The organism is Cupriavidus sp. PET2-C1 (assembly GCF_054515855.1).
The window spans coordinates 2545636-2566018 of sequence record NZ_CM137259.1; the positions used below are offsets into that span (position 1 = coordinate 2545636).

General features: G+C 59.1%; 19 protein-coding genes, 3 tRNA genes and 3 rRNA genes. 7 read left to right on the forward strand and 18 right to left on the reverse strand.

Annotated elements, in window-relative coordinates; translation table 11 throughout:
* Positions 1-199: 199 nt before the first annotated feature.
* From ACX12D_RS11505 to ACX12D_RS11530, 6 genes are all read right to left on the reverse strand, one after another.
* Positions 200-1591 carry a replicative DNA helicase gene (locus tag ACX12D_RS11505; protein WP_043347242.1) on the reverse strand — a complete coding sequence of 464 codons (1392 nt, stop codon included), beginning with the start codon at positions 1589-1591 and terminating at the stop codon, positions 200-202.
* A gap of 264 nt (positions 1592-1855) precedes the next feature.
* A complete protein-coding gene (rplI, locus tag ACX12D_RS11510; RefSeq protein WP_150983655.1) occupies positions 1856-2308 on the reverse strand; it encodes a 50S ribosomal protein L9 in 453 nt (150 codons plus the stop codon).
* A 31-nt stretch (positions 2309-2339) separates the two neighbouring features.
* Positions 2340-2618 carry a 30S ribosomal protein S18 gene (gene rpsR, locus ACX12D_RS11515; protein WP_006163606.1) on the reverse strand — a complete coding sequence of 93 codons (279 nt, stop codon included), beginning with the start codon at positions 2616-2618 and terminating at the stop codon, positions 2340-2342.
* 3 nt (positions 2619-2621) lie between these two features.
* Positions 2622-2921: a primosomal replication protein N gene (gene priB, locus ACX12D_RS11520; RefSeq protein ID WP_043352030.1), complete on the reverse strand. Its 300-nt coding sequence runs from the start codon at positions 2919-2921 to the stop codon at positions 2622-2624.
* A gap of 74 nt (positions 2922-2995) precedes the next feature.
* Complete coding sequence (rpsF, locus tag ACX12D_RS11525; protein ID WP_006163598.1) at positions 2996-3370, reverse strand: 30S ribosomal protein S6; 375 nt, start codon at positions 3368-3370, stop codon at positions 2996-2998.
* A 101-nt stretch (positions 3371-3471) separates the two neighbouring features.
* On the reverse strand, positions 3472-4470 hold the full coding sequence (locus ACX12D_RS11530) for an asparaginase (RefSeq protein ID WP_459371249.1): 999 nt from the start codon (positions 4468-4470) through the stop codon (positions 3472-3474).
* A 258-nt stretch (positions 4471-4728) separates the two neighbouring features.
* Here ACX12D_RS11530 and lexA point away from each other — a divergent pair, with 258 nt between their 5' ends.
* The 3 genes from lexA (at position 4729) to ACX12D_RS11545 (ending at position 5845) form a co-directional block, all read left to right on the forward strand.
* Positions 4729-5385, forward strand: a complete 657-nt coding sequence (gene lexA, locus ACX12D_RS11535) for a transcriptional repressor LexA (protein ID WP_006163593.1) — start codon at positions 4729-4731, stop codon at positions 5383-5385.
* Positions 5386-5493: 108 nt separating this feature from the next.
* Complete coding sequence (locus ACX12D_RS11540) at positions 5494-5664, forward strand: hypothetical protein (RefSeq protein WP_170301734.1); 171 nt, start codon at positions 5494-5496, stop codon at positions 5662-5664.
* Between the two features lie 105 nt (positions 5665-5769).
* Positions 5770-5845 (forward strand) — tRNA-His (locus ACX12D_RS11545).
* 453 nt (positions 5846-6298) lie between these two features.
* On the opposite strand, the gene ACX12D_RS11550 is transcribed toward ACX12D_RS11545, so the two are convergent.
* From ACX12D_RS11550 to ACX12D_RS11580, 7 genes are all read right to left on the reverse strand, one after another.
* On the reverse strand, positions 6299-6577 hold the full coding sequence (locus ACX12D_RS11550) for a hypothetical protein (protein ID WP_459371250.1): 279 nt from the start codon (positions 6575-6577) through the stop codon (positions 6299-6301).
* Between the two features lie 68 nt (positions 6578-6645).
* A complete protein-coding gene (locus tag ACX12D_RS11555) occupies positions 6646-7251 on the reverse strand; it encodes a class I SAM-dependent methyltransferase (protein WP_459374002.1) in 606 nt (201 codons plus the stop codon).
* A 474-nt stretch (positions 7252-7725) separates the two neighbouring features.
* Positions 7726-7838, reverse strand: a 5S ribosomal RNA gene (rrf, locus tag ACX12D_RS11560).
* Positions 7839-7966: 128 nt separating this feature from the next.
* Positions 7967-10939: ribosomal RNA gene (locus tag ACX12D_RS11565) — 23S ribosomal RNA — on the reverse strand.
* A gap of 303 nt (positions 10940-11242) precedes the next feature.
* Positions 11243-11318, reverse strand: a tRNA-Ala gene (locus ACX12D_RS11570).
* A 48-nt stretch (positions 11319-11366) separates the two neighbouring features.
* A tRNA-Ile gene (locus ACX12D_RS11575) sits at positions 11367-11443 on the reverse strand.
* Between the two features lie 61 nt (positions 11444-11504).
* Positions 11505-13036 (reverse strand): 16S ribosomal RNA (locus ACX12D_RS11580).
* The 16S, 23S and 5S rRNA genes sit together here with 2 tRNA genes alongside, the layout of an rRNA operon.
* A gap of 1222 nt (positions 13037-14258) precedes the next feature.
* Between ACX12D_RS11580 and ACX12D_RS11585 the strand changes: the two genes are divergently transcribed.
* Both ACX12D_RS11585 and ACX12D_RS11590 read left to right on the forward strand, forming a co-directional pair.
* Positions 14259-14558: a hypothetical protein gene (locus ACX12D_RS11585; protein WP_459371251.1), complete on the forward strand. Its 300-nt coding sequence runs from the start codon at positions 14259-14261 to the stop codon at positions 14556-14558.
* Positions 14559-14738: 180 nt separating this feature from the next.
* Positions 14739-14888 carry a hypothetical protein gene (locus tag ACX12D_RS11590; protein ID WP_441641413.1) on the forward strand — a complete coding sequence of 50 codons (150 nt, stop codon included), beginning with the start codon at positions 14739-14741 and terminating at the stop codon, positions 14886-14888.
* Positions 14889-15433: 545 nt separating this feature from the next.
* Here ACX12D_RS11590 and dusA read toward each other — a convergent pair.
* From dusA to ACX12D_RS11615, 5 genes are all read right to left on the reverse strand, one after another.
* Positions 15434-16471, reverse strand: coding sequence for a tRNA dihydrouridine(20/20a) synthase DusA (gene dusA, locus ACX12D_RS11595; protein WP_459371252.1), 1038 nt, complete (start codon positions 16469-16471; stop codon positions 15434-15436).
* A 652-nt stretch (positions 16472-17123) separates the two neighbouring features.
* Positions 17124-17372, reverse strand: coding sequence for a hypothetical protein (locus tag ACX12D_RS11600; protein WP_441641416.1), 249 nt, complete (start codon positions 17370-17372; stop codon positions 17124-17126).
* Between the two features lie 297 nt (positions 17373-17669).
* Entirely contained in the window at positions 17670-17915 is a 246-nt protein-coding gene (locus ACX12D_RS11605) for a hypothetical protein (RefSeq protein ID WP_459374072.1), read from the reverse strand.
* 65 nt (positions 17916-17980) lie between these two features.
* On the reverse strand, positions 17981-18202 hold the full coding sequence (locus tag ACX12D_RS11610) for a hypothetical protein (protein WP_459371253.1): 222 nt from the start codon (positions 18200-18202) through the stop codon (positions 17981-17983).
* Between the two features lie 107 nt (positions 18203-18309).
* Positions 18310-18630 carry a hypothetical protein gene (locus ACX12D_RS11615; RefSeq protein WP_459371254.1) on the reverse strand — a complete coding sequence of 107 codons (321 nt, stop codon included), beginning with the start codon at positions 18628-18630 and terminating at the stop codon, positions 18310-18312.
* Between the two features lie 532 nt (positions 18631-19162).
* On the opposite strand from ACX12D_RS11615, the gene ACX12D_RS11620 reads away from it, so the two are divergent.
* A complete protein-coding gene (locus tag ACX12D_RS11620) occupies positions 19163-19450 on the forward strand; it encodes a hypothetical protein (RefSeq protein ID WP_441641420.1) in 288 nt (95 codons plus the stop codon).
* Positions 19451-19565: 115 nt separating this feature from the next.
* Entirely contained in the window at positions 19566-20336 is a 771-nt protein-coding gene (locus ACX12D_RS11625; RefSeq protein WP_459371255.1) for a PP2C family protein-serine/threonine phosphatase, read from the forward strand.
* Positions 20337-20383 lie beyond the last annotated feature (47 nt).

A 20383-nucleotide genomic window follows, 5' to 3' on the forward strand; every position in this document is an offset into this window, starting at 1 on the left:
GTCGAAGCGCGGGGGCGCCGCGGGTAGTTACTGAATCAGGCGGATACGCATTAAACGACAGCCGCCCGAGGGCGGCTGTCATCAAAACGCAATATTTTACAGGTTTGTGCGGCGATGCCGGGGGACTTTGACATGCGGCAAGCACGATCAACTGTGGCCACCGAGCCACGATGCCCGGCAAGCCGCGCCAAGACTGGCTTCAGTTGTCGTTGTCGAAGAAGGCGGGGCCACCGCTGAAGTTGTCGAACTTGGTGAACTGGCCCAGGAACGTCAGCCGTACGGTGCCAATTGGGCCATTACGCTGCTTGCCGATGATGATCTCGGACGTGCCCTTGTCCTGCGAATCGGGGTTGTAGACCTCATCGCGGTAAATAAACAGGATCACGTCGGCATCCTGCTCGATAGCGCCGGATTCGCGCAAGTCGGACATCACCGGGCGCTTGTTCGGGCGCTGTTCCAGGCTTCGGTTCAGCTGCGACAGTGCAATCACCGGACAGTTGAGTTCCTTGGCCAGGCCCTTGAGCGAGCGCGAGATTTCCGAGATTTCGGTAGCGCGGTTTTCACCGCCGCCCGAGCCCGACATCAGCTGCAGGTAGTCGATGACGATCAGTCCGAGCTGGCCGCACTGGCGCGCCAGCCGGCGCGAACGGGCGCGCAGCTCCATCGAGCTCAGCGCCGGTGTTTCGTCGATGAACAATTGCGCATCGTTCATGCGCTGGATGGCGTGCGTGAGCCGCGGCCAGTCTTCGTCGAGCAGACGGCCGGTACGCAGGCGGTGCTGGTCAAGCCGGCCGACCGAGCCCAGCATACGCATGGCCAGCTGCGTGCCTGCCATTTCCATCGAGAACACAGCCACCGGCAGGCCCTGCTCCACCGCCACGTGCTCGCCGATATTCAGCGAGAAAGCGGTCTTACCCATGGAGGGGCGCCCCGCCACGATGATCAGGTCGCCGGCCTGCATGCCACTGGTCATGCGGTCCAAGTCGATAAAGCCGGTAGGCACGCCGGTGACGTCGGTGCTCGAGTCACGGTGGTACAGCTCGTCGATGCGCTCGACCACCTGGGTCAGCAGCGGCTGGATTTCCTGGAACCCCTTCTGCCCGCGCGAGCCTTCCTCGGCGATGGCGAACACCTTGGATTCCGCCTCGTCGAGCAGTTCCCGCACCTCGCGCCCTTTGGGGGCGAAGGCCGCCGTAGCGATATCGTCGGCCACGGTCACCAGCTTGCGCAGCACCGAGCGCTCGCGCACGATCTCCGCATAGCGGCGGATATTAGCCGCGCTAGGCGTGTTCTGCGCCAGGGAATTCAGATAGGCCAGGCCGCCCACCTCTTCCGCCTTGCCAGCGCCTTGCAGCGACTCGTAGACGGTGATGACGTCGGCGGGCTTGGTGGCGGCGATCAACCGGGAGATGCTCTGGAAGATCATCCGGTGATCGAAGCGATAGAAATCGGCTTCGTTCAGGAAGTCGGCGATACGGTCCCAGGCGGCGTTGTCCAGCAGCAGGCCACCCAGCACCGATTGCTCGGCCTCGATGGAATGCGGCGGTACCTTGAGATTGTCTAGTTGGGGGTCTGCGACAGGCGCGTTCATAGGGGGGGATTATAACGGTCGGCGCCAGCGAGCCGGCGGAGAATTCGCAGCCGGCTGCTGGGGCATCCTGCCATGTGATGGCGGGACAACCGGCCCCGCCCTGTAGCAATCAGCCAATACGCCGATCAGGCAAGCAAGGGGCGCGGCCAAACAAAAAGGCAGGAGCGCGATGCTCCTGCCTTTTTGTTTGGTCAAGCAAGCGGCGCTGGCATCCGGCTCCCACCAGCCCGAAGGACAAGTGGGAACCGGCAGCAAGGCCGATGCTTAGGCGTGTTCGCCCAGGACGGAAACCGTCACGTCGACCAGCACGTCGGTGTGCAGCGAGACGCTGACCGGGTGGTCGCCAACAACCTTCAGCGGACCATTCGGCAGGCGCACTTGCGCCTTCTCGACCTTGAAGCCTTGGCCAGCCAGAGCTTCAGCGATGTCGGCGTTGGTCACCGAGCCGAACAGGCGGCCGTCCACACCCGACTTCTGGGTGATCTGCACGGTCAGGCCATTCAGCTTTTCGCCTTCGGCTTGCGAAGCTGCCAGCTTTTCAGCGGCTGCCTTTTCCAGTTCGGCGCGCTTGACTTCGAACTCGCTGATAGCGGTCTGGGTAGCGCGGCGGGCCTTCTTGTTCGGGATCAGGAAGTTACGGGCGTAGCCGTCCTTCACGCGAACGATGTCACCCAGGTTGCCCAGGTTGATGACTTTTTCAAGCAGAATAATTTGCATCGTGTTTTCTCCTTAACGGACCTAAGGCCGATCAGTTCTTGTGCAGGTCGGTGTAGGGCATCAGCGCGAGGAAACGCGCGCGCTTGATGGCCGTGTCGAGCTGACGCTGATAGTGCGCCTTGGTGCCGGTCAGGCGGGCCGGCGTGATCTTGCCGTTGTCGCCGATGAAATCCTTCAGGGTGTCCAGATCCTTGTAGTCGATCTGTTCCACGCCAGCCACGGTGAAGCGGCAGAAGCGCTTGCGCTTGAACAGCGGGTTTTGCTGTTGGAAGCGCTTCTTGTTCTTGTTGTCACGTTTGACGAATGCCATGATTCAATCCTTTTCGAATGCTTTACATCCAGTGATGTGAAAGACGAGAGCCTTGCTGTTGCGGTGCCTGCGGGCCAGGAATCCTTCGCAGTCGAGCATCGCGCCGAGCGGGGTACGCTCAAGCCGCTGGCCGATCTGACCAATTCCCATGGCGGCGATGGCGAACTCCACCTGCCTGGGCGTTTGCGCCTCGACCGTCTCGCCCGCGTACTGCAAGATGCAGTTGACCACGGGGACCCCGGCCGGGGTGTAACGCAAGGCATCGCGTTCCGCGAGCGTTGCGCAGAGCCTTAACTGGTTCAACGCACTCTCCCGCACCGATGCCCGCACTTGCCGCCGCGGCGATCAACGCCGGCGGCAACCACAACAGTCCGCACTTAGGCGGCCTGGACTTCGCTGGTCTGTTGCGCGGCCTTGCGAGCTTCTTCGCGCTGCACTTCCTTCATCATCGGGGACGGTGCGGTTTCAGCCTTCTTGGTCTGAACGATGAGGTGGCGCAGCACTGCATCGTTGAACTTGAACGCGTGTTCGAGTTCAGCCAGGGTTTCCTTGCCGCATTCGATGTTCAGGCAAACGTAATGAGCCTTGGCCAGCTTCTGGATCATGTAGGCCATCTGACGGCGACCCCAGTCTTCCACGCGGTGGATCTGGCCTTCCTGGGACGTGACCAGCGTCTTGTAACGCTCGATCATGGCCGGGACTTGTTCGCTCTGGTCCGGATGGACGATAAATACGATTTCGTAATGACGCATTGACGCTCCTTTTGGATAAGCTGCCCGAGCGCCATGTCCGGTGCAGCAAGGTTGAATAGCCTTAGAGTATAGCGTGCTTTTGCTATCGGGAGCAAGCCGCCTCAGTTTTCGGTGAATAGCGCCTGCAGCGCCGCCGGATCCTTTGCCAGTCCTGGCTCCGCGGCCAGAGCCAGCGCCAGGAGCACGCGCGCTTTATAAGGATTGAGGTCGCCGGCCGAAACAAAAACGCCCGCGGCCGGCTTGGGAGGCGCTGGAATCGCCACATGCCCCGCCCCGGTGCGCGAACTGCGCACCACTGCCACGCCGGCGCTGGCAGCATCAGTTAGCGCCTCCACCAGCGACTGGTGGACCGACCCGTTGCCAGCGGCCGCCACGACCAGGCCCGACACGCCCGCCTGCGCCAAGGCATCCACCACGATCCGGCCCGGTTCCGCATAGCTAGCCACGATCTCGACCTGCGGCCATGCACCTGGAACCGGCCAGGCCTTGGCCGGCAAGCGGCCGGGGGTGCGCACAAAGCGCACGAGGTTGTCCTGGACAAAACCAATCGGCCCGGTTACCGGCGACACAAACGCATTCACCGCCGACGTGTGCGCCTTCATCACATCGCGCCCTGCGTGAATCTCCTGATTGATCACCAGCAGCACGCCCTTCGCCGTCGCGCCGGCATCCGCCGCTACGCGCACCGCATCCAGCAGGTTCAACGGACCATCCGCCGACAACGAGGTCGACGGCCGCATTGCAGCCGTCAGCACAACCGGCACCGTACCCACGCAAGCCAGGTGCAGCAGCATGGCCGTCTCCTCCAGGGTATCGGTGCCGTGCGTAATGACAATGCCCGACACATCGGGCTGCGCGGACCAGTACGCCACGCGCCCCACCAGCCTGGACCAGAGCGCGAACGACATGTCCTTGCTATCCACCTGCGCAACCTGCTCGGCCTCGATCCGCGCCACCGCCCCCAGCGCCGGCACCGCGTCGAGCAGCGCCGTCACCGGCACCGTCGCCGCCTGGTACTTCGCGCTGCTGGCTGGGTTGGACGACGAACCGGCAATGGTGCCACCGGTAGCGAGCACGACGACACGAGGCAGGAGAGACATGGCGGGAAAGTGGGAAAGTGGGAAAGTGGGAAAGTGGGACCGTGGCCGGGAGCCAGAAAAGTTGAACAGTACGCAACGCAAGACGCTTCAGTGCCGCGGATTGTAACCCTCCGCCCACCCGCCACGGCACGCGCCAAGACCCGTGGGACGCACCTGTCAATGCGCAAACTCCCAAAAATTCCGCTTGCACTTCACTCGATACTGTATAAAATCACAGCATACTGTTTAAACATACAGTGCTTTCAAACACCGGCGACCATGGCGACCCTGACACCGCGACAGCAGCAGATTTTCGACTTGATCCGCAGCAGCCTCCAGCACACGGGCTTCCCGCCCACGCGCGCAGAGATCGCCGCCAAGTTCGGCTTCTCCTCACCCAATGCAGCCGAGGAACATTTACGTGCCCTGGCCCGCAAAGGCGTGATCGAGCTCACCCCCGGCGCCTCACGCGGCATTCGCCTCAAGGTCTCCCGCAGCGACTCCGAGCTACCCGACCAGTTCTCGCTGCCTATGGCGGGCGTCATGCAGCTAACCCTGCCATTGGTAGGGCGCGTCGCAGCCGGCAGCCCGATCCTCGCCGCCGAACACATCGACCGCCAATACCAGGTCGACGCCTCGGTGTTCGACGTGCAGCCCGATTACCTCCTGCGGGTGCGTGGTCTCAGCATGCGCGACGCCGGCATCCTCGATGGCGACCTGCTCGCCGTCAAGCGCGCCAGCGAAGCCGCCAACGGCAAGATCGTTGTAGCGCGCCTGGGCGACGACGTCACCGTCAAACGCCTCAACCGCCGCGGCGACACCATCGAGCTGATCGCCGAGAACCCCGACTTCCCCAGCATCATCGTGCAAGCCGGCCGTGAAGAGTTCTCACTAGAAGGCATCGCTGTCGGTCTCATCCGCCCCGGCGCCTTCTGACGAGTGCGGCTGAGGCGGGCGAACCCCGTACAAGCCGACACCCGATTGTGCCAACGCACCCGCGTAGCGGGTACCGCTAACTGTTGTTGCAAGTCACCAGGTGTAGCCATGCTGCCAGCCAACCGCCTCTCCGCCCGCCGCCCCGTCAAGCCCGTGCCCTTCCGCCAGTCCAAAGGCGTACGCATCTACCAGGGCGCACAACGACGCACCATGGTTGGCAGCATGGCCGCCATCTGCCGAATGCTCGAGTTGGAGGAATCCTCCAAGCTGGCTGGTTAAGCAGGTGGCACTGAAAAAAATTTGTGCAGAGTACTAGCCATCCTGCTCTTGGCATTGTATGATCTTGTTCTTCGTCGTTCGGCACCAAGCAGAACGACATCGACGGTGGCTGTAGCTCAGTTGGTAGAGTCCAGGATTGTGATTCCTGTCGTCGTGGGTTCGAGTCCCATCAGCCACCCCAAGAATTTTCTTTACAAAACAGCGACTTAGCCAAGTCGCTGTTTTTGTTTGTGGACTCAACGCACGTTGAAAGGTCCCGCAGCGGTAATTCGGATCAAGGGCATTGCGACCCAAGCTCGCAACGCAAGCAGAGGTATCGCTATGCCGGGCCGCCCATGTGCGCCGCGCGCTCCTACCCTCCCCCCGCAATCCCATCACACGTTCTTGCCCGGCGAAACCATCCGTTGACAATTCGGCGCTCTGCTTTCTACGCTCGCATTCGGATTCACTGCGAATCCGCACAGTAGCTGTGCACTGCAATGCCCCCGCCCGATACTCGTTGCCTGGAGACGTGAGTGATGCACTGACTCTTGGGCGCGCCGGCGTGTCCAGCAACGAATATTGGCATCGAATTTGGATAAAGATATTTTAATTCTGCCTATAAGGCCTTCATTGCCTCAAAGTGAAAAACCAACTAATCGGCAAGAGGGAAGCCAAAGACATCCTGCAGCAGGTCTTGCTCGAACGCCGCTATCCACGAAGACCCCGCCCCGTCTGGATAGCGCCGAACTTCGCTTCCGATTACACGGGTGACGGTGATTTCCCGCAGCGTGTGATTCAGGCTGTCGGCCAGCGGAGTGCCCTCCTCTGCTGCGACATCGAAATCCTCTGGTACAAATCCGTGCCGCGCGCAAGCGGACTCGAAATTCTCACGCTCGTCCGCGGGTAGTTCGTAGAATAACTTTTGAACCATGGCCATCTCCCAGAGCCTCGCTGAGATCCTAACATGGCCAATCCGCGCATCCCTGAGCAGTTCGTCGGCTACCCCATCTGCAATGCAATCACGCTCCAGGAGACCGAGTCGCGGCCCTGCGTATCCTTGCGCTGCCCGATATAGCGTTCAACCAAGCCGATCGCTCGGCCAAGTTCCAGCGTCTCATCGGCAGACACGTCAAACATCCTTCGACCATGGGGAATAGGCCCATGTCTGAGCGACATGATGACACTAGCGCCCGGCGCCAGCAGTTCCGCGATGGCACGCATTGCAATCGCTCGCTCAGCCGCGTCAAGATGCATCCATACGGCAGTTAGCAATATGAGATCAAAATGCTCACGCCTGGCTCGCATCGCCGATAGGCACGGCAGCGCGTCATCCACCCATTCAATGGGCAAAGCCGCGTGAATACGCTGCCCCTCTTGACGCAGTTCAAGGGTGGGTTCCAGAGCCACAACGCGATGTCCCAACCGAGTAAGCGCGGCTGCATCGCGGCCCGATCCAGCGCCGATGTCCAGAATGCCGCTGGGCGTATGTGGAAACAGGTGCAGAACGTCGCGATGGACATCCTCGAACAGAATGTGCTCGTATTGTTGCGCCAACGCGAGTGCGTTGGCGCTATAGCCTGCGGTACCCGCCACTGTTCTACGCATGTGGATCCCTGTTTTCACCCCACCAACGGCGTATAGGAAGCTTCCGCGCCCCTTGGCATATTGCAATTGCTCGTTGACTGACCCCGACGAGACTTCCCGTAGACCGCCTTGCCATCGCGCCGGCGGCCTTCTTTTTTGCCGGACGCCGCGGTTGCCTTGATGTTCATCCGGAACGGCCGGACTGACCATGGCCTGCATCGAAGGCGACGCCTGTGGCACAGCATCGTGCGTGCCACCTCGGCGTGAAGAGACACGCGTTTTAACCTGCGGAGCTGTGGATATGGCCGGCACCAGCCTGCTTCTGCTGATGTCACGGCTGTGGTCGCCGTTGCAAGACTTGGAACGCGGACCCTGCGGCCGTCGACGGAATAGATCCACGCTTGTCTTCTGAAGCCGTTCTAAATCGTTGCCACAAACCGCAGCCATAAAAGCAAAACCCCCCAGTACTTTCGTACTGGGGGGTTTCAAGGGAGAGCCTGGCGATTACCTACTTTCACACGGGTATCCGCACTATCATCGGCGTGGAGTCGTTTCACGGTCCTGTTCGGGATGGGAAGGGGTGGTTCCAACTCGCTATGGTCACCAGGCATAAACGGTGGCCGCGCTGAGGAATGCTCAACGCAGCGAATAGGGATGTAGTAGGGGTTGTGCGTATCGGCCTAGCTGCTGGGCAGCGGCACGCGACACTCACACCAGGTAGAAACACACTGGTTATAGGATCAAGCCTTACGGGCAATTAGTACTGGTTAGCTTAACGCATTACTGCGCTTCCACACCCAGCCTATCAACGTCCTGGTCTCGAACGACCCTTCAAGGAGCTCAAGGCTCCAGGGAATCCTCATCTTCAGGCGAGTTTCCCGCTTAGATGCTTTCAGCGGTTATCTCTTCCGTACATAGCTACCCTGCGATGCCTCTGGCGAGACAACAGGTACACCAGCGGTACGTCCACTCCGGTCCTCTCGTACTAGGAGCAGCCCCCGTCAAGATTCCAACGCCCACGGCAGATAGGGACCAAACTGTCTCACGACGTTTTAAACCCAGCTCACGTACCTCTTTAAATGGCGAACAGCCATACCCTTGGGACCGGCTACAGCCCCAGGATGAGATGAGCCGACATCGAGGTGCCAAACACCGCCGTCGATATGAACTCTTGGGCGGTATCAGCCTGTTATCCCCAGAGTACCTTTTATCCGTTGAGCGATGGCCCTTCCATTCAGAACCACCGGATCACTATGTCCTGCTTTCGCACCTGCTCGACTTGTCGGTCTCGCAGTTAAGCACGCTTTTGCCATTGCACTTTAGGTACGATGTCCGACCGTACCAAGCGTACCTTCGAACTCCTCCGTTACACTTTGGGAGGAGACCGCCCCAGTCAAACTGCCTACCATGCACTGTCCCCGATCCGGATTCACGGACCAAGGTTAGAACCTCAAACAAACCAGGGTGGTATTTCAAGGACGGCTCCACGCAGACTAGCGTCCACGCTTCAAAGCCTCCCACCTATCCTACACAGATCGGTTCAAAGTCCAATGCAAAGCTACAGTAAAGGTTCATGGGGTCTTTCCGTCTAGCCGCGGGGAGATTGCATCATCACAAACACTTCAACTTCGCTGAGTCTCGGGAGGAGACAGTGTGGCCATCGTTACGCCATTCGTGCAGGTCGGAACTTACCCGACAAGGAATTTCGCTACCTTAGGACCGTTATAGTTACGGCCGCCGTTTACCGGGACTTCAATCAAGAGCTTGCACCCCATCATTTAATCTTCCGGCACCGGGCAGGCGTCACACCCTATACGTCCACTTTCGTGTTTGCAGAGTGCTGTGTTTTTATTAAACAGTCGCAGCCACCATTTTATTGCAACCCCTTCACCCTCCTGGCGCAGGCCAGTCAAGCTACAAGGGCGTACCTTATCCCGAAGTTACGGTACCAATTTGCCGAGTTCCTTCTCCCGAGTTCTCTCAAGCGCCTTAGAATACTCATCTCGCCCACCTGTGTCGGTTTGCGGTACGGTCTCGTATGACTGAAGCTTAGAGGCTTTTCTTGGAACCACTTCCAATTGCTTCGCAGCACTAGGCCGCTCGCCCCACATCCTTGAATTCCGCGCCCGGATTTGCCTAAGCGCCTTCTCCAATGCAGGGACCGGGACTTCCAACACCCGGACAACCTTCCGCGATCCGTCCCCCCATCGCATCATACGACGGTGCAGGAATATTAACCTGCTTCCCATCAGCTACGCATCTCTGCCTCGCCTTAGGGGCCGACTCACCCTACGCCGATGAACGTTGCGTAGGAAACCTTGGGCTTACGGCGAGGGGGCTTTTCACCCCCTTTATCGCTACTCATGTCAGCATTCGCACTTCTGATACCTCCAGCATCCTTTACAAGACACCTTCACAGGCTTACAGAACGCTCTCCTACCATGCGTGCACTCCTTTAAATCCACTCTACTTGCATCCCAACGATCTCTGTTGGGCGCTTTGTCGATGCGCAGCATCGACAAGCAAGGTGCACTTAAAGGAATGCACGCATCCGCAGCTTCGGTGACTGGCTTAGCCCCGTTACATCTTCCGCGCAGGACGACTCGATCAGTGAGCTATTACGCTTTCTTTAAAGGATGGCTGCTTCTAAGCCAACCTCCTGACTGTTTTAGCCTTCCCACTTCGTTTCCCACTTAGCCAATCTTAGGGACCTTAGCTGGCGGTCTGGGTTGTTTCCCTCTTGACACCGGACGTTAGCACCCGATGTCTGTCTCCCGTGATTGCACTCTTCGGTATTCGGAGTTTGCTATGGCGGGGTAATCAGCAATAGACCCCCCAACCATGACAGTGCTCTACCCCCGAAGGTGAGACACGAGGCACTACCTAAATAGTTTTCGGAGAGAACCAGCTATTTCCAGACTTGTTTAGCCTTTCACCCCTATCCACAGCTCATCCCCTAACTTTTCAACGTTAGTGGGTTCGGTCCTCCAGTACGTGTTACCGCACCTTCAACCTGGCCATGGATAGATCGTCTGGTTTCGGGTCTACACCCAGCGACTGAACGCCCTATTCGGACTCGCTTTCGCTACGCCTTCCCTAATCGGTTAAGCTTGCCACTGAATGTAAGTCGCTGACCCATTATACAAAAGGTACGCCGTCACCCGTTTCCAGGCTCCGACTGTTTGTATGCATGCGGTTTCAGGATCTATTTCACTCCCCTCCCGGGGTTCTTTTCGCCTTTCCCTCACGGTACTGGTTCACTATCGGTCGATCACGAGTATTTAGCCTTGGAGGATGGTCCCCCCATCTTCAGACAGGATTTCACGTGTCCCGCCCTACTTGTCGTACACCTAGTTCCACAACGCTGTTTTCGCATACAGGGCTATCACCTGCTAGGGCCGGGCTTTCCATCCCGTTCTGCTAACAATGCTGCTAAAGAGTACAAGGCTCTTCCCATTTCGTTCGCCACTACTCTGGGAATCTCGGTTGATTTCTGTTCCTGCAGCTACTTAGATGTTTCAGTTCGCCGCGTTCGCTTCCCTGACCTATGTATTCAGTCAGGGATGACCCATTCGGGCCGGGTTTCCCCATTCGGACATCTCCGGATCAAAGCTTGTTTGCCAGCTCCCCGAAGCTTTTCGCAGGCTACCGCGTCCTTCATCGCCTGTGATCGCCAAGGCATCCACCACATGCACTTGTTCGCTTGACCCTATAACGAGTGTGTCTCAAACTTGCGTTCAAGCCGTGCTCGCTACAGGATGAGTTCTCGCATTTGTGCCGTATTCCAAGTCATCTTTCGATCACTTAAATACATTTCGGTTGATACAATCACAACCCGGTATCGTGTTTTTACTACAGCGTCTCATCAACGCTCACGACACCTTTACTACATCCCATATTGTTAAAGAACAGCCGTGCGAGACTTGGTCTCGCAACGTCTTGGCCAAGGCCAAAGGCAAACGCTCAATCCTAAGCGCTTGCCTTTGACGACCAATCCAAGGTACCAGGTAATTGGTGGAGGATGACGGGATCGAACCGACGACCCCCTGCTTGCAAAGCAGGTGCTCTCCCAGCTGAGCTAATCCCCCAAATACTACTGACGCCGGAAGCTCAACATCGAACCACCGTCTATAACTTGGTGGGTCTGGTAGGACTTGAACCTACGACCCCCGCCTTATCAAGACGGTGCTCTAACCACCTGAGCTACAGACCCTTGGCTGTAACAGCAAACAAACCGATAAGTGTGAACGCTCGACTTAAGATGCACGCTCTTGAAAGGAGGTGATCCAGCCGCACCTTCCGATACGGCTACCTTGTTACGACTTCACCCCAGTCATGAACCCTGCCGTGGTAATCGCCCTCCTTGCGGTTAGGCTAACTACTTCTGGCAAAACCCACTCCCATGGTGTGACGGGCGGTGTGTACAAGACCCGGGAACGTATTCACCGCGGCATGCTGATCCGCGATTACTAGCGATTCCAGCTTCACGTAGTCGAGTTGCAGACTACGATCCGGACTACGATGCGTTTTCTGGGATTAGCTCCCCCTCGCGGGTTGGCAACCCTCTGTACGCACCATTGTATGACGTGTGAAGCCCTACCCATAAGGGCCATGAGGACTTGACGTCATCCCCACCTTCCTCCGGTTTGTCACCGGCAGTCTCTCTAGAGTGCTCTTGCGTAGCAACTAAAGACAAGGGTTGCGCTCGTTGCGGGACTTAACCCAACATCTCACGACACGAGCTGACGACAGCCATGCAGCACCTGTGTCCACTTTCCCTTTCGGGCACCTAATGCATCTCTGCTTCGTTAGTGGCATGTCAAGGGTAGGTAAGGTTTTTCGCGTTGCATCGAATTAATCCACATCATCCACCGCTTGTGCGGGTCCCCGTCAATTCCTTTGAGTTTTAATCTTGCGACCGTACTCCCCAGGCGGTCAACTTCACGCGTTAGCTACGTTACTGAAGAAATGAATCCCCAACAACTAGTTGACATCGTTTAGGGCGTGGACTACCAGGGTATCTAATCCTGTTTGCTCCCCACGCTTTCGTGCATGAGCGTCAGTGACGTCCCAGGGGGCTGCCTTCGCCATCGGTATTCCTCCACATCTCTACGCATTTCACTGCTACACGTGGAATTCTACCCCCCTCTGACATACTCTAGCCTTGCAGTCACAAGCGCCATTCCCAAGTTGAGCTCGGGGATTTCACGCCTGTCTTACAAAACCGCCTGCGCACGCTTTACGCCCAGTAATTCCGATTAACGCTCGCACCCTACGTATTACCGCGGCTGCTGGCACGTAGTTAGCCGGTGCTTATTCTTCCGGTACCGTCATCCCCCCGCCGTATTAGGGCAGGGGATTTCTTTCCGGACAAAAGTGCTTTACAACCCGAAGGCCTTCTTCACACACGCGGCATTGCTGGATCAGGGTTGCCCCCATTGTCCAAAATTCCCCACTGCTGCCTCCCGTAGGAGTCTGGGCCGTGTCTCAGTCCCAGTGTGGCTGATCGTCCTCTCAGACCAGCTACTGATCGTCGCCTTGGTGGGCCTTTACCCCACCAACTAGCTAATCAGACATCGGCCGCTCCTATCGCGCGAGGCCTTGCGGTCCCCCGCTTTCACCCTCAGGTCGTATGCGGTATTAGCTAATCTTTCGACTAGTTATCCCCCACGACAGGGCACGTTCCGATGTATTACTCACCCGTTCGCCACTCGCCACCAGGATTGCTCCCGTGCTGCCGTTCGACTTGCATGTGTAAGGCATGCCGCCAGCGTTCAATCTGAGCCAGGATCAAACTCTTCAGTTTAATACCTGTGTGGTTCCGAAGAACCTCGCTCTTTCGAGCGGTCGCTCACTCTCAGAAAACTGACTGGTTACGTCCGAAGACATAACCAACATGTTTTACTGTGCGAGCACTTTATAACTTGTAAGCTAAAAGACCGAAGTCTTCCGCATCCGCTATCAAGCGCCCACACTTATCGGTTGTTTGTTTGTTAAAGAACTGGCCACGGTTCGCTTTGCTTACCGCGTCGCTGCGTTTGCTGCAGCAGAGAAACGAGATTATGAAGCGTGATCATCGTTTCGTCAACAGGTTTTTTTCCTTCAGTTTGCTGCGCCATCCGCGCCGCCAACCACCCCTGCCGACCCCGCAACCCTTGTCCCGTCTGCTTTGCAGCGGTGTTTCGTGTTGCGAGGGGGCGAATCATAGGCGCCGCCCTCGGCCTTGGCAAGCGTTTTCTTGAGCGAATCTTTCGAGAGGAATAAAGTTGATCATAAGTAACATCCAAGATCAAATCCGCTCGTATGCCTACGCTAGCAAAGCATCACAACTCACAAACAATGAGATAGCCGGGATGACGCGGCCCCGTCGCGTGGCCCACACGAGTTCGCTCAAATCGTCTATTCAGGGTTGCGGCGGGCCTTGTGCCGCTCGCAGCAGAGGCACCCGAACGCCAGCAAGGCACCCAGCACAAGCACGCCAATGGCCAAGCCCTTGGCGGCACACCCCCCTGCGGAACATTCCCCATCCAAATCACACTTTCCCATAACCATCTCCTCAAACCCGTGCCAGGAAGATCTGACGGTTCCATGCTAGATCACAGCAAAGGGAGATCAAAGTGCACACCACCAGTCATCAGCCGCGCGGTGTAACTGGCCAGCGCACGGAGTCTTGGTGGCCTCCGCCGGCCCCCAGCATCCAACGCAGGACGTCTTCCGCAATGACGCCCCCGCCACAAACCGTACTCCAGTGCACCGCCCCACCGCTTATGCGCCCTAGCGTCGAATCTGGGCCAAGAAACGGCGGAGGGTGACAACATGCTTGCACCGACCCGGCCACGCAAAACCGCAAACAATTGCATACGCCGCCAAGTGCGCTGTCAGCCGCCTCGATTCGACTTAATTCTGACTTAGAAAAGTCTCAGTCGGTTTGGGTGCAGTTTGCGCTATTTTCACAAACATTCTTGGCATGCGCCGAGCGCCCTACCCGGCACACCGTGGGGCTCACAATCCAAGTGGAAAGAACAACGATGCGGTCCTTCAGCACCAAACTCACCCTCAAGCTAGCCGCCACGCTTTGCCTGGTCGTCCTTCTGTTCGGGAGTGCGTACGGACTCTTTGGCCCGCATAGCGGAAGCGAAGTGTCGCAGGCCACGAACGCCGACCACGCCGATACCCTGCTTTCCTTGCTGATGCATATCCTTGGTCCGATTGCGGCCATCCCCGCCCTGATCGGTATGTGGTCGCAACGATTCCCCGCACTGGGCGGACTGGTCCTCGCCTGCCCGGCCATTGCGACGTTGCTGCTACACCGATTTGTCATCGGATAAGCCAGACGTCCGACGCTCGCAAGGCAGCAACCCCCTCCTCCTCCCCGCCTCTTTTCGCCTAGTTTGTCCGCAAGAGCTCGCAGCCGCTGGTTTGCATCGGTCACCTCCGGACAGGAACTAAACCCGGCGCCGGATACCCAATGGAGAATGCTGTTTCCGCGGCAACACCGGGAAAGGACCATGAAACAAACGTTGTGGGGACTGCTGGCGGGATGCGCGCTGCTGGTGGCCCTTGTTGGATGCGCCAGCCAAGGGGCCGATGGCCGCGAGGCAAGCATCACCACATACGGCACCATTGATGTCGGCGTCTCGCGCACCAGCGACAAGTAGTGCGCAGTGCCTGCCAAAGCGGCCAGCGGCAACAGGCGAAAAAAGCAAAAAAAAGAACCCGCAGCGCGGGTTCTTAAATTAGCGATCTCAATTGCCCTGAAGGCTTTGGTAATCTAACTGTCGTTTGCCGTTCGTACCATCCGGGTAAACCGAAGTCGACCACGCAGTCGCAGCTACCATGATAAAAAAAAGCCCGCACTAGGCGGGCTGAACAATCAGTTGAAGAAAGCCCTGTATTCGAGGGCAAGCACAGTGTAAGAACTTGCGGCTCCCTGACTAATTAGGGGAATCCCTTTGCCATGGCGGGAAAGCGGCCCGCCACAACGATCAAGTGCGCATCACAGCCCCCCGCGGCTCCCTCGCATAAAAAGGGCATTCGAAGTTAGAGGAAATATTCCAGCTGACGCCACAGCAAGCGTTCAACACCCATTATGCTCAGAGTGCGCAAATGCGATCCATTCGCAATCAAGGCCTGCTTGCTGGCCGCGCACGCGAACACTTCCCGATAATCCGGAATCCCCCCCGCCAACCCTAGCGGATCTTGTTCAAGCCGCCTCGAGGGATGGCGCGCCTCCCTGCAGCAGATGCGCCCGCGCCTCTTCAAACATGGCGTCGACGGCTGCGCGTGTGCGCACCGCGTGCATGCGGCGCGCATCCGACAAAACCCGCCGCCAGCCGCGGCCACCATGGATACCACGATGCAGGCCCAGCATATGGCGTGTCACCGCGCCCATATAGCCGCCCTTCTCGACGATATCCCCAATATAACGCTGCATCGCCAGCTCGACGTCCAACCGTGATGGCACCGGGGTCTGCGCGGCGTAGAAACGTCCATCCATTTCCGCCAGCACGTAGGGCTGGTGATAGGCCTCGCGTCCAATCATGACGCCATCCACATGTGCCAGGTGTGCGTCCATCTCGTCGTGCGTGACGATGCCGCCATTGATCAGGATCTCGAGATGCGGGAATTCCTGCTTAAGTTGGTAAGCCACTTCATAACGCAGCGGCGGGATCTCGCGATTTTCCTTTGGACTCAAACCCTTCAGGATCGCATTGCGCGCATGCACGATAAAGGTCTCGCACCCCGCATCGGCCACGGTGCCAACGAAGTCGCGAACAAAGTCATAATGTTCGATTGTGTCAATGCCGATGCGATGCTTGACGGTCACGGGAATCGATACCGCGTCGCGCATCGCCTTCACGCAATCCGCCACCAGCTCCGGCTCCGCCATCAGGCAAGCGCCGAATGCACCGCGCTGCACCCGCTCGGAAGGGCAGCCGCAGTTCAGATTCACCTCCACGTACCCCCATTGCTCGCCCAGCTTCGCCGCGGCGGCCAGGTCAGCAGGCTCGCTGCCGCCGAGTTGCAGGGCCACGGGTTGCTCAGCGGCGTCGAAGTCGAGATGACGAGCCACATCGCCATGGAGCAGCGCGCCGGTGGTCACCATCTCCGTGTACAGCCAGGTATGGCGGCTCAGTTGCCGGTGAAGCATGCGGCAATGACGATCAGTCCAATCCATCATCGGTGCCACAGATACCCTACGAGCGCCCGTAGCAGCCATTTTTCCTTTTAAATCAGTCATTTCTTGTCGAATCGGCTGGACCGATCCTTACCAATAACACATCACATTTACCGTCATTTCTGCTTCGATTGCTACGAGATTGCTACACGCACAGGACGGAAAGTGGCTTCCATCATCAAGATAGGGGACAAGTGGCGCGCTCAGATAAGACGCAAGGGCCACCCCACAATCACGCGCACCTTCGACTAAAAGGCGCTGGCAGAACGCTGGGCTCAGCAGGTAGAAATCGACGTGCGGAACGGAGGGTTCGCCGACGATCGGAGATTAAGCGAGTTTACCATCGGGGCACTAATCACGAAGTACGAGGAAGAGGTTGGAAAGCTGCGCCCGATTGGTCGTAGTAAGGCTGGATCGCCAGGCCCAAGCGCTGCGGCTAGTCGTCGCAGTCAACGCTGATCTGATCAATCTCGCGTTTCGCAACTCGATATGCATCATCGATCGCGATCTCTTCCGAGGCCGCAGGCTCCCGAGTGTTTTGCCTGTGTCCGTGCCCACGGATGACATACGACCAGTCCCACCGATTGCTCGCGACCTCTCGCGTCTGGATGGAGATATCCCGGCCTCTGTACTTGAAGTCCATATGTGCCTCCCCTGATTTCGGAAGACCGTAGCACGCAGTGTGGTTGACCCGGATGGGGGTACGGTGCGCGGATCAGTGAGCGCCTGGGTCCGCCCGGCCTTCGTCTATCAGCTTCTCGGCATAGTCGCGTGCATGCTGCCAGGCCTCGCCTTCGGAAAAGTATTGCCCAGGCACGGGTTCGTGCTCGAAGATCTTGATCGAGCTGCCGTCCGCTGCCTTTGCACAGATCGTCACCTCACCATGCCAGGGCCCACCGGTTGGGGACGCCGCGGAAGCCTCGTACCAGTGATCCTTGTAGTACGTGAAGCCTTGGAGATCCATAGCTTTCTCCAGTTGTTCAAGAGAATCGTAGCACGGCCCAAGGACCTACTCTTCATCCTGGCGGCGCGCTACGACGGCCGTGTGCTGCTCAATCTGGACGATGTATGCGACGCCCTCGGCAGCGGGAAGCGGTACGCCGGGAACACCAGGCTGCGCTCGCCCATACGTAAGGCAACTCATGTAAGGCAACTCATCCGGAAGTTACCTGTGCCCCCCTTTCGTATATAACCGGCCCTAATAAGCCTTATGAGGAAACGGTCCACGTGTACGACAAGACGGACATCCAAACCGCACGATTCATCGCATGCAAGGCGACCAAGTGAGGTGGGAGTCAGGCTCGGTGCGGCACTCGGTGACCTCGGTCACGAAGTGATAGAAACAGGTCGGCAGGAAGATGATGAACAGATAGCCCACCTTGGCGAGCAGCAGCGCCACATCGGGCTGCTCGGCCTGGAACAGGAGCCCAGGTCCCCTGCCAGGCAAAGTCGGCGCGCCCGGACGGGCGTCAGGCCGACCAGCAGCCGCCATTTCAAGTCGCAGCAAGCGCACCTGTGCAACGTCCCGCTAATGACGGCCCTGCACGTTATTGAAGGCAGGGGCCCGCCCGGCTAGTTCACCTGCCCGGCGTCGATGGTCCGCATGGCCGAGGCTTCCGCCAGGGCAATCGCGGCTTCCGCCGTGTCAGCCACGCCGGCCTCTTCCTCGAATGAAGGCTGCGGCGCGTCGCCGAAGGCGTCGGAAATGATAACCGTTGCCGTATAGCCGCCACCGGCCAGTGCAGCCGCACGTGCTACCACGGCATAACCGCCGTACTCGAATCGTCGTTCCATCGCGCGGCTCCTCGTCGCTGGGGATGAAGCCATGATAGATGGACACATCGCTGCGTGGCCAGGAGAAGGCATTGAGCCCGCATGCAGCGTGGCGCGGGTCAAGCACCTCAGCCCACCCTGAGCGCTGGCGGGAATACGCACCAGCACCCATCGTCATGGCGGAAAAAGAACATCGACAACTGCCCCGACGGGCGGGCCACATCCACCCGGATACAGCCGCTGCGGCAAGCCCGCGGACTGCGCACGCGGGTGATCCGCGCGGGAGCCGCCAGGTTGGAGCCGAGCCATTTGTCGATCAGCCCACGCAGGGATATCTTGGCGGTTTGCATGCCGTGGTGGGCATAGCCACGGCGCTCCGTGACCAGGTGCGCGCCTAGGGGAAGGTCGGCATCGATGGCCTTGTCTTGTTGTTGGTGTTGGTGGTTCATGGCTGCCTCTGATCTGTTTGCTTGCTGCAGGCATTGCCTGCTGGTTGCCACACCATTCGCATCAACCGTGCCAACGCCGCAGCCCCAGGCAGATCAAGGGATTACGGCGTTTTCAACCGGCCAGGCAGGGGATAAGCGTCTCCGGCCAGCCAACAGTCTGATGCCAGTAGTGTTGGCGGCACGCCATCAGGGAGTTCCGCGAGACCGTGGAAGCCATGACGAAGCGGACGTGATGGCAGTGGCAGTGGCAGCGGCAGTGCGCTGCCGGGCGGCGAGCCCGAGTCAAAACGGTGGGTTTCCCCCACCATGCCGGTGGAGGATGTTGGCGTTGCGCCAACGCTTATGGCCCTGCCGCGAAGTCCGAGATCGGCCCGGCATCGCCAGCAAGAAGGGGAAACACAGCAAATTCAGGCACTTGCGGCGCCGCATCGGGCCAGCCACATCACTGGCATGCGCTTTGCTCTATAGACGCATGGCAAGAAGCCACGGACCGCAACACAGCCCCTACCCATCCCACGCACCGGAGACCATCATGGCGGCGCTCACCATCAACGACCTCTACACCAACCGCACGCTGGATGGCCAGGCCATGGCTGCCATCCGGGGTGGCGGGGCGCCCTGGGTATTCGGCTGGATCCAGCCCTATTCCCCGCCCCGGCAAAGCATTGGGCCCGTCGTCAACTTTTACGAGATCAACAACAGCTTCTATGCTGATCAGATGGTTAACCAATTCCAGAACATCGACGTTCGCAATACGGCGCCCGGCGCGAACATCAATGTGCAAGCGGGACAAGGGGCAAGGAACGACGGCCGGATGTAAGCCGGTTCGCGCGCAGCCCGCACGGTCCGGCCATGCGCCGCCCGCCACGCCAATGCCGCCCAGGCGCTGGCGTGGCGTTGTCGCGTTCTGGCTCGCCCGAACACCGGAGATGATCGTGACCTGTGCATCGCAATTCCGCTGGACTTCAGCCGCTCGCACCGATGTCGGCCTGGTACGGGAGCGCAATGAGGATGCCTGTCTCGACCAGCCGGAGCGCGGGCTCTGGGTGGTGGCGGATGGCATGGGCGGCCACGCGGTTGGCGACTATGCCAGCAATCTGGTCGTGGAGACGCTGTCCCGGCTGGCCCTGCCGCACAGCCTCGAAAGCTTGCTCGACGGGGCCCGCATCGCCTTGCAGGAGGTCAATCGCGAATTGCTGGAGGAAGCGGCACGCCGGCAGGTCCGGCGCATTGGCAGCACGGTGGTGGTGCTGATGGCGTGCGAACGCTTCTGTGGCTGCCTGTGGGCGGGCGACAGCCGCATTTACCTGTACCGCGACGCGCACCTGACCCAGTTGACCCGAGACCACAGCCGCGTGGAAGAACTCAAGGCGCGCGGCCTGATCACCGCGGAAGAAGCTGTGCATCACCCTGCGCACAACACCATCACCCGCGCGGTCGGCGCGAACACGGCGCTGGAACTGGACCAGACCTGGGTGGAAGTCGCGGATGCCGATATGTTCCTGCTCTGCAGCGATGGCCTGAGCAATGAGCTGCGGGACCCGGAGATCGCCAGCGTGCTGGCCTGCGGCGATTGCGAGCTGGCTGCGCAGGCACTGGTGACCGCGGCGCTGGGCCGTGGCGGTCACGACAACATCTCGGCGGTGGTGGCGCGCGCCGAGGATCTCTACGCCTCGGACAAGACCATGGTGAATCCCGCGCTGTAGGCTGGCGTGCGGCTTAGCGCCCCTCTTACCGCCCCCTACAGCCCCCC

Coding starts and splice junctions, on each gene's coding strand:
- ACX12D_RS11505 (WP_043347242.1), bottom strand. CDS start 1,591: ATGAACGCGCCTGTCGCAGACCCCCAACTAGACAATCTCAAGGTACCG.
- rplI (WP_150983655.1), bottom strand. CDS start 2,308: ATGCAAATTATTCTGCTTGAAAAAGTCATCAACCTGGGCAACCTGGGT.
- rpsR (WP_006163606.1), bottom strand. CDS start 2,618: ATGGCATTCGTCAAACGTGACAACAAGAACAAGAAGCGCTTCCAACAG.
- rpsF (WP_006163598.1), bottom strand. CDS start 3,370: ATGCGTCATTACGAAATCGTATTTATCGTCCATCCGGACCAGAGCGAA.
- ACX12D_RS11530 (WP_459371249.1), bottom strand. CDS start 4,470: ATGTCTCTCCTGCCTCGTGTCGTCGTGCTCGCTACCGGTGGCACCATT.
- lexA (WP_006163593.1), top strand. CDS start 4,729: ATGGCGACCCTGACACCGCGACAGCAGCAGATTTTCGACTTGATCCGC.
- ACX12D_RS11540 (WP_170301734.1), top strand. CDS start 5,494: ATGCTGCCAGCCAACCGCCTCTCCGCCCGCCGCCCCGTCAAGCCCGTG.
- ACX12D_RS11550 (WP_459371250.1), bottom strand. CDS start 6,577: ATGGTTCAAAAGTTATTCTACGAACTACCCGCGGACGAGCGTGAGAAT.
- ACX12D_RS11555 (WP_459374002.1), bottom strand. CDS start 7,251: ATGCGTAGAACAGTGGCGGGTACCGCAGGCTATAGCGCCAACGCACTC.
- ACX12D_RS11585 (WP_459371251.1), top strand. CDS start 14,259: ATGCGGTCCTTCAGCACCAAACTCACCCTCAAGCTAGCCGCCACGCTT.
- ACX12D_RS11590 (WP_441641413.1), top strand. CDS start 14,739: ATGAAACAAACGTTGTGGGGACTGCTGGCGGGATGCGCGCTGCTGGTG.
- dusA (WP_459371252.1), bottom strand. CDS start 16,471: ATGACTGATTTAAAAGGAAAAATGGCTGCTACGGGCGCTCGTAGGGTA.
- ACX12D_RS11600 (WP_441641416.1), bottom strand. CDS start 17,372: ATGGATCTCCAAGGCTTCACGTACTACAAGGATCACTGGTACGAGGCT.
- ACX12D_RS11610 (WP_459371253.1), bottom strand. CDS start 18,202: ATGGAACGACGATTCGAGTACGGCGGTTATGCCGTGGTAGCACGTGCG.
- ACX12D_RS11615 (WP_459371254.1), bottom strand. CDS start 18,630: ATGAACCACCAACACCAACAACAAGACAAGGCCATCGATGCCGACCTT.
- ACX12D_RS11620 (WP_441641420.1), top strand. CDS start 19,163: ATGGCGGCGCTCACCATCAACGACCTCTACACCAACCGCACGCTGGAT.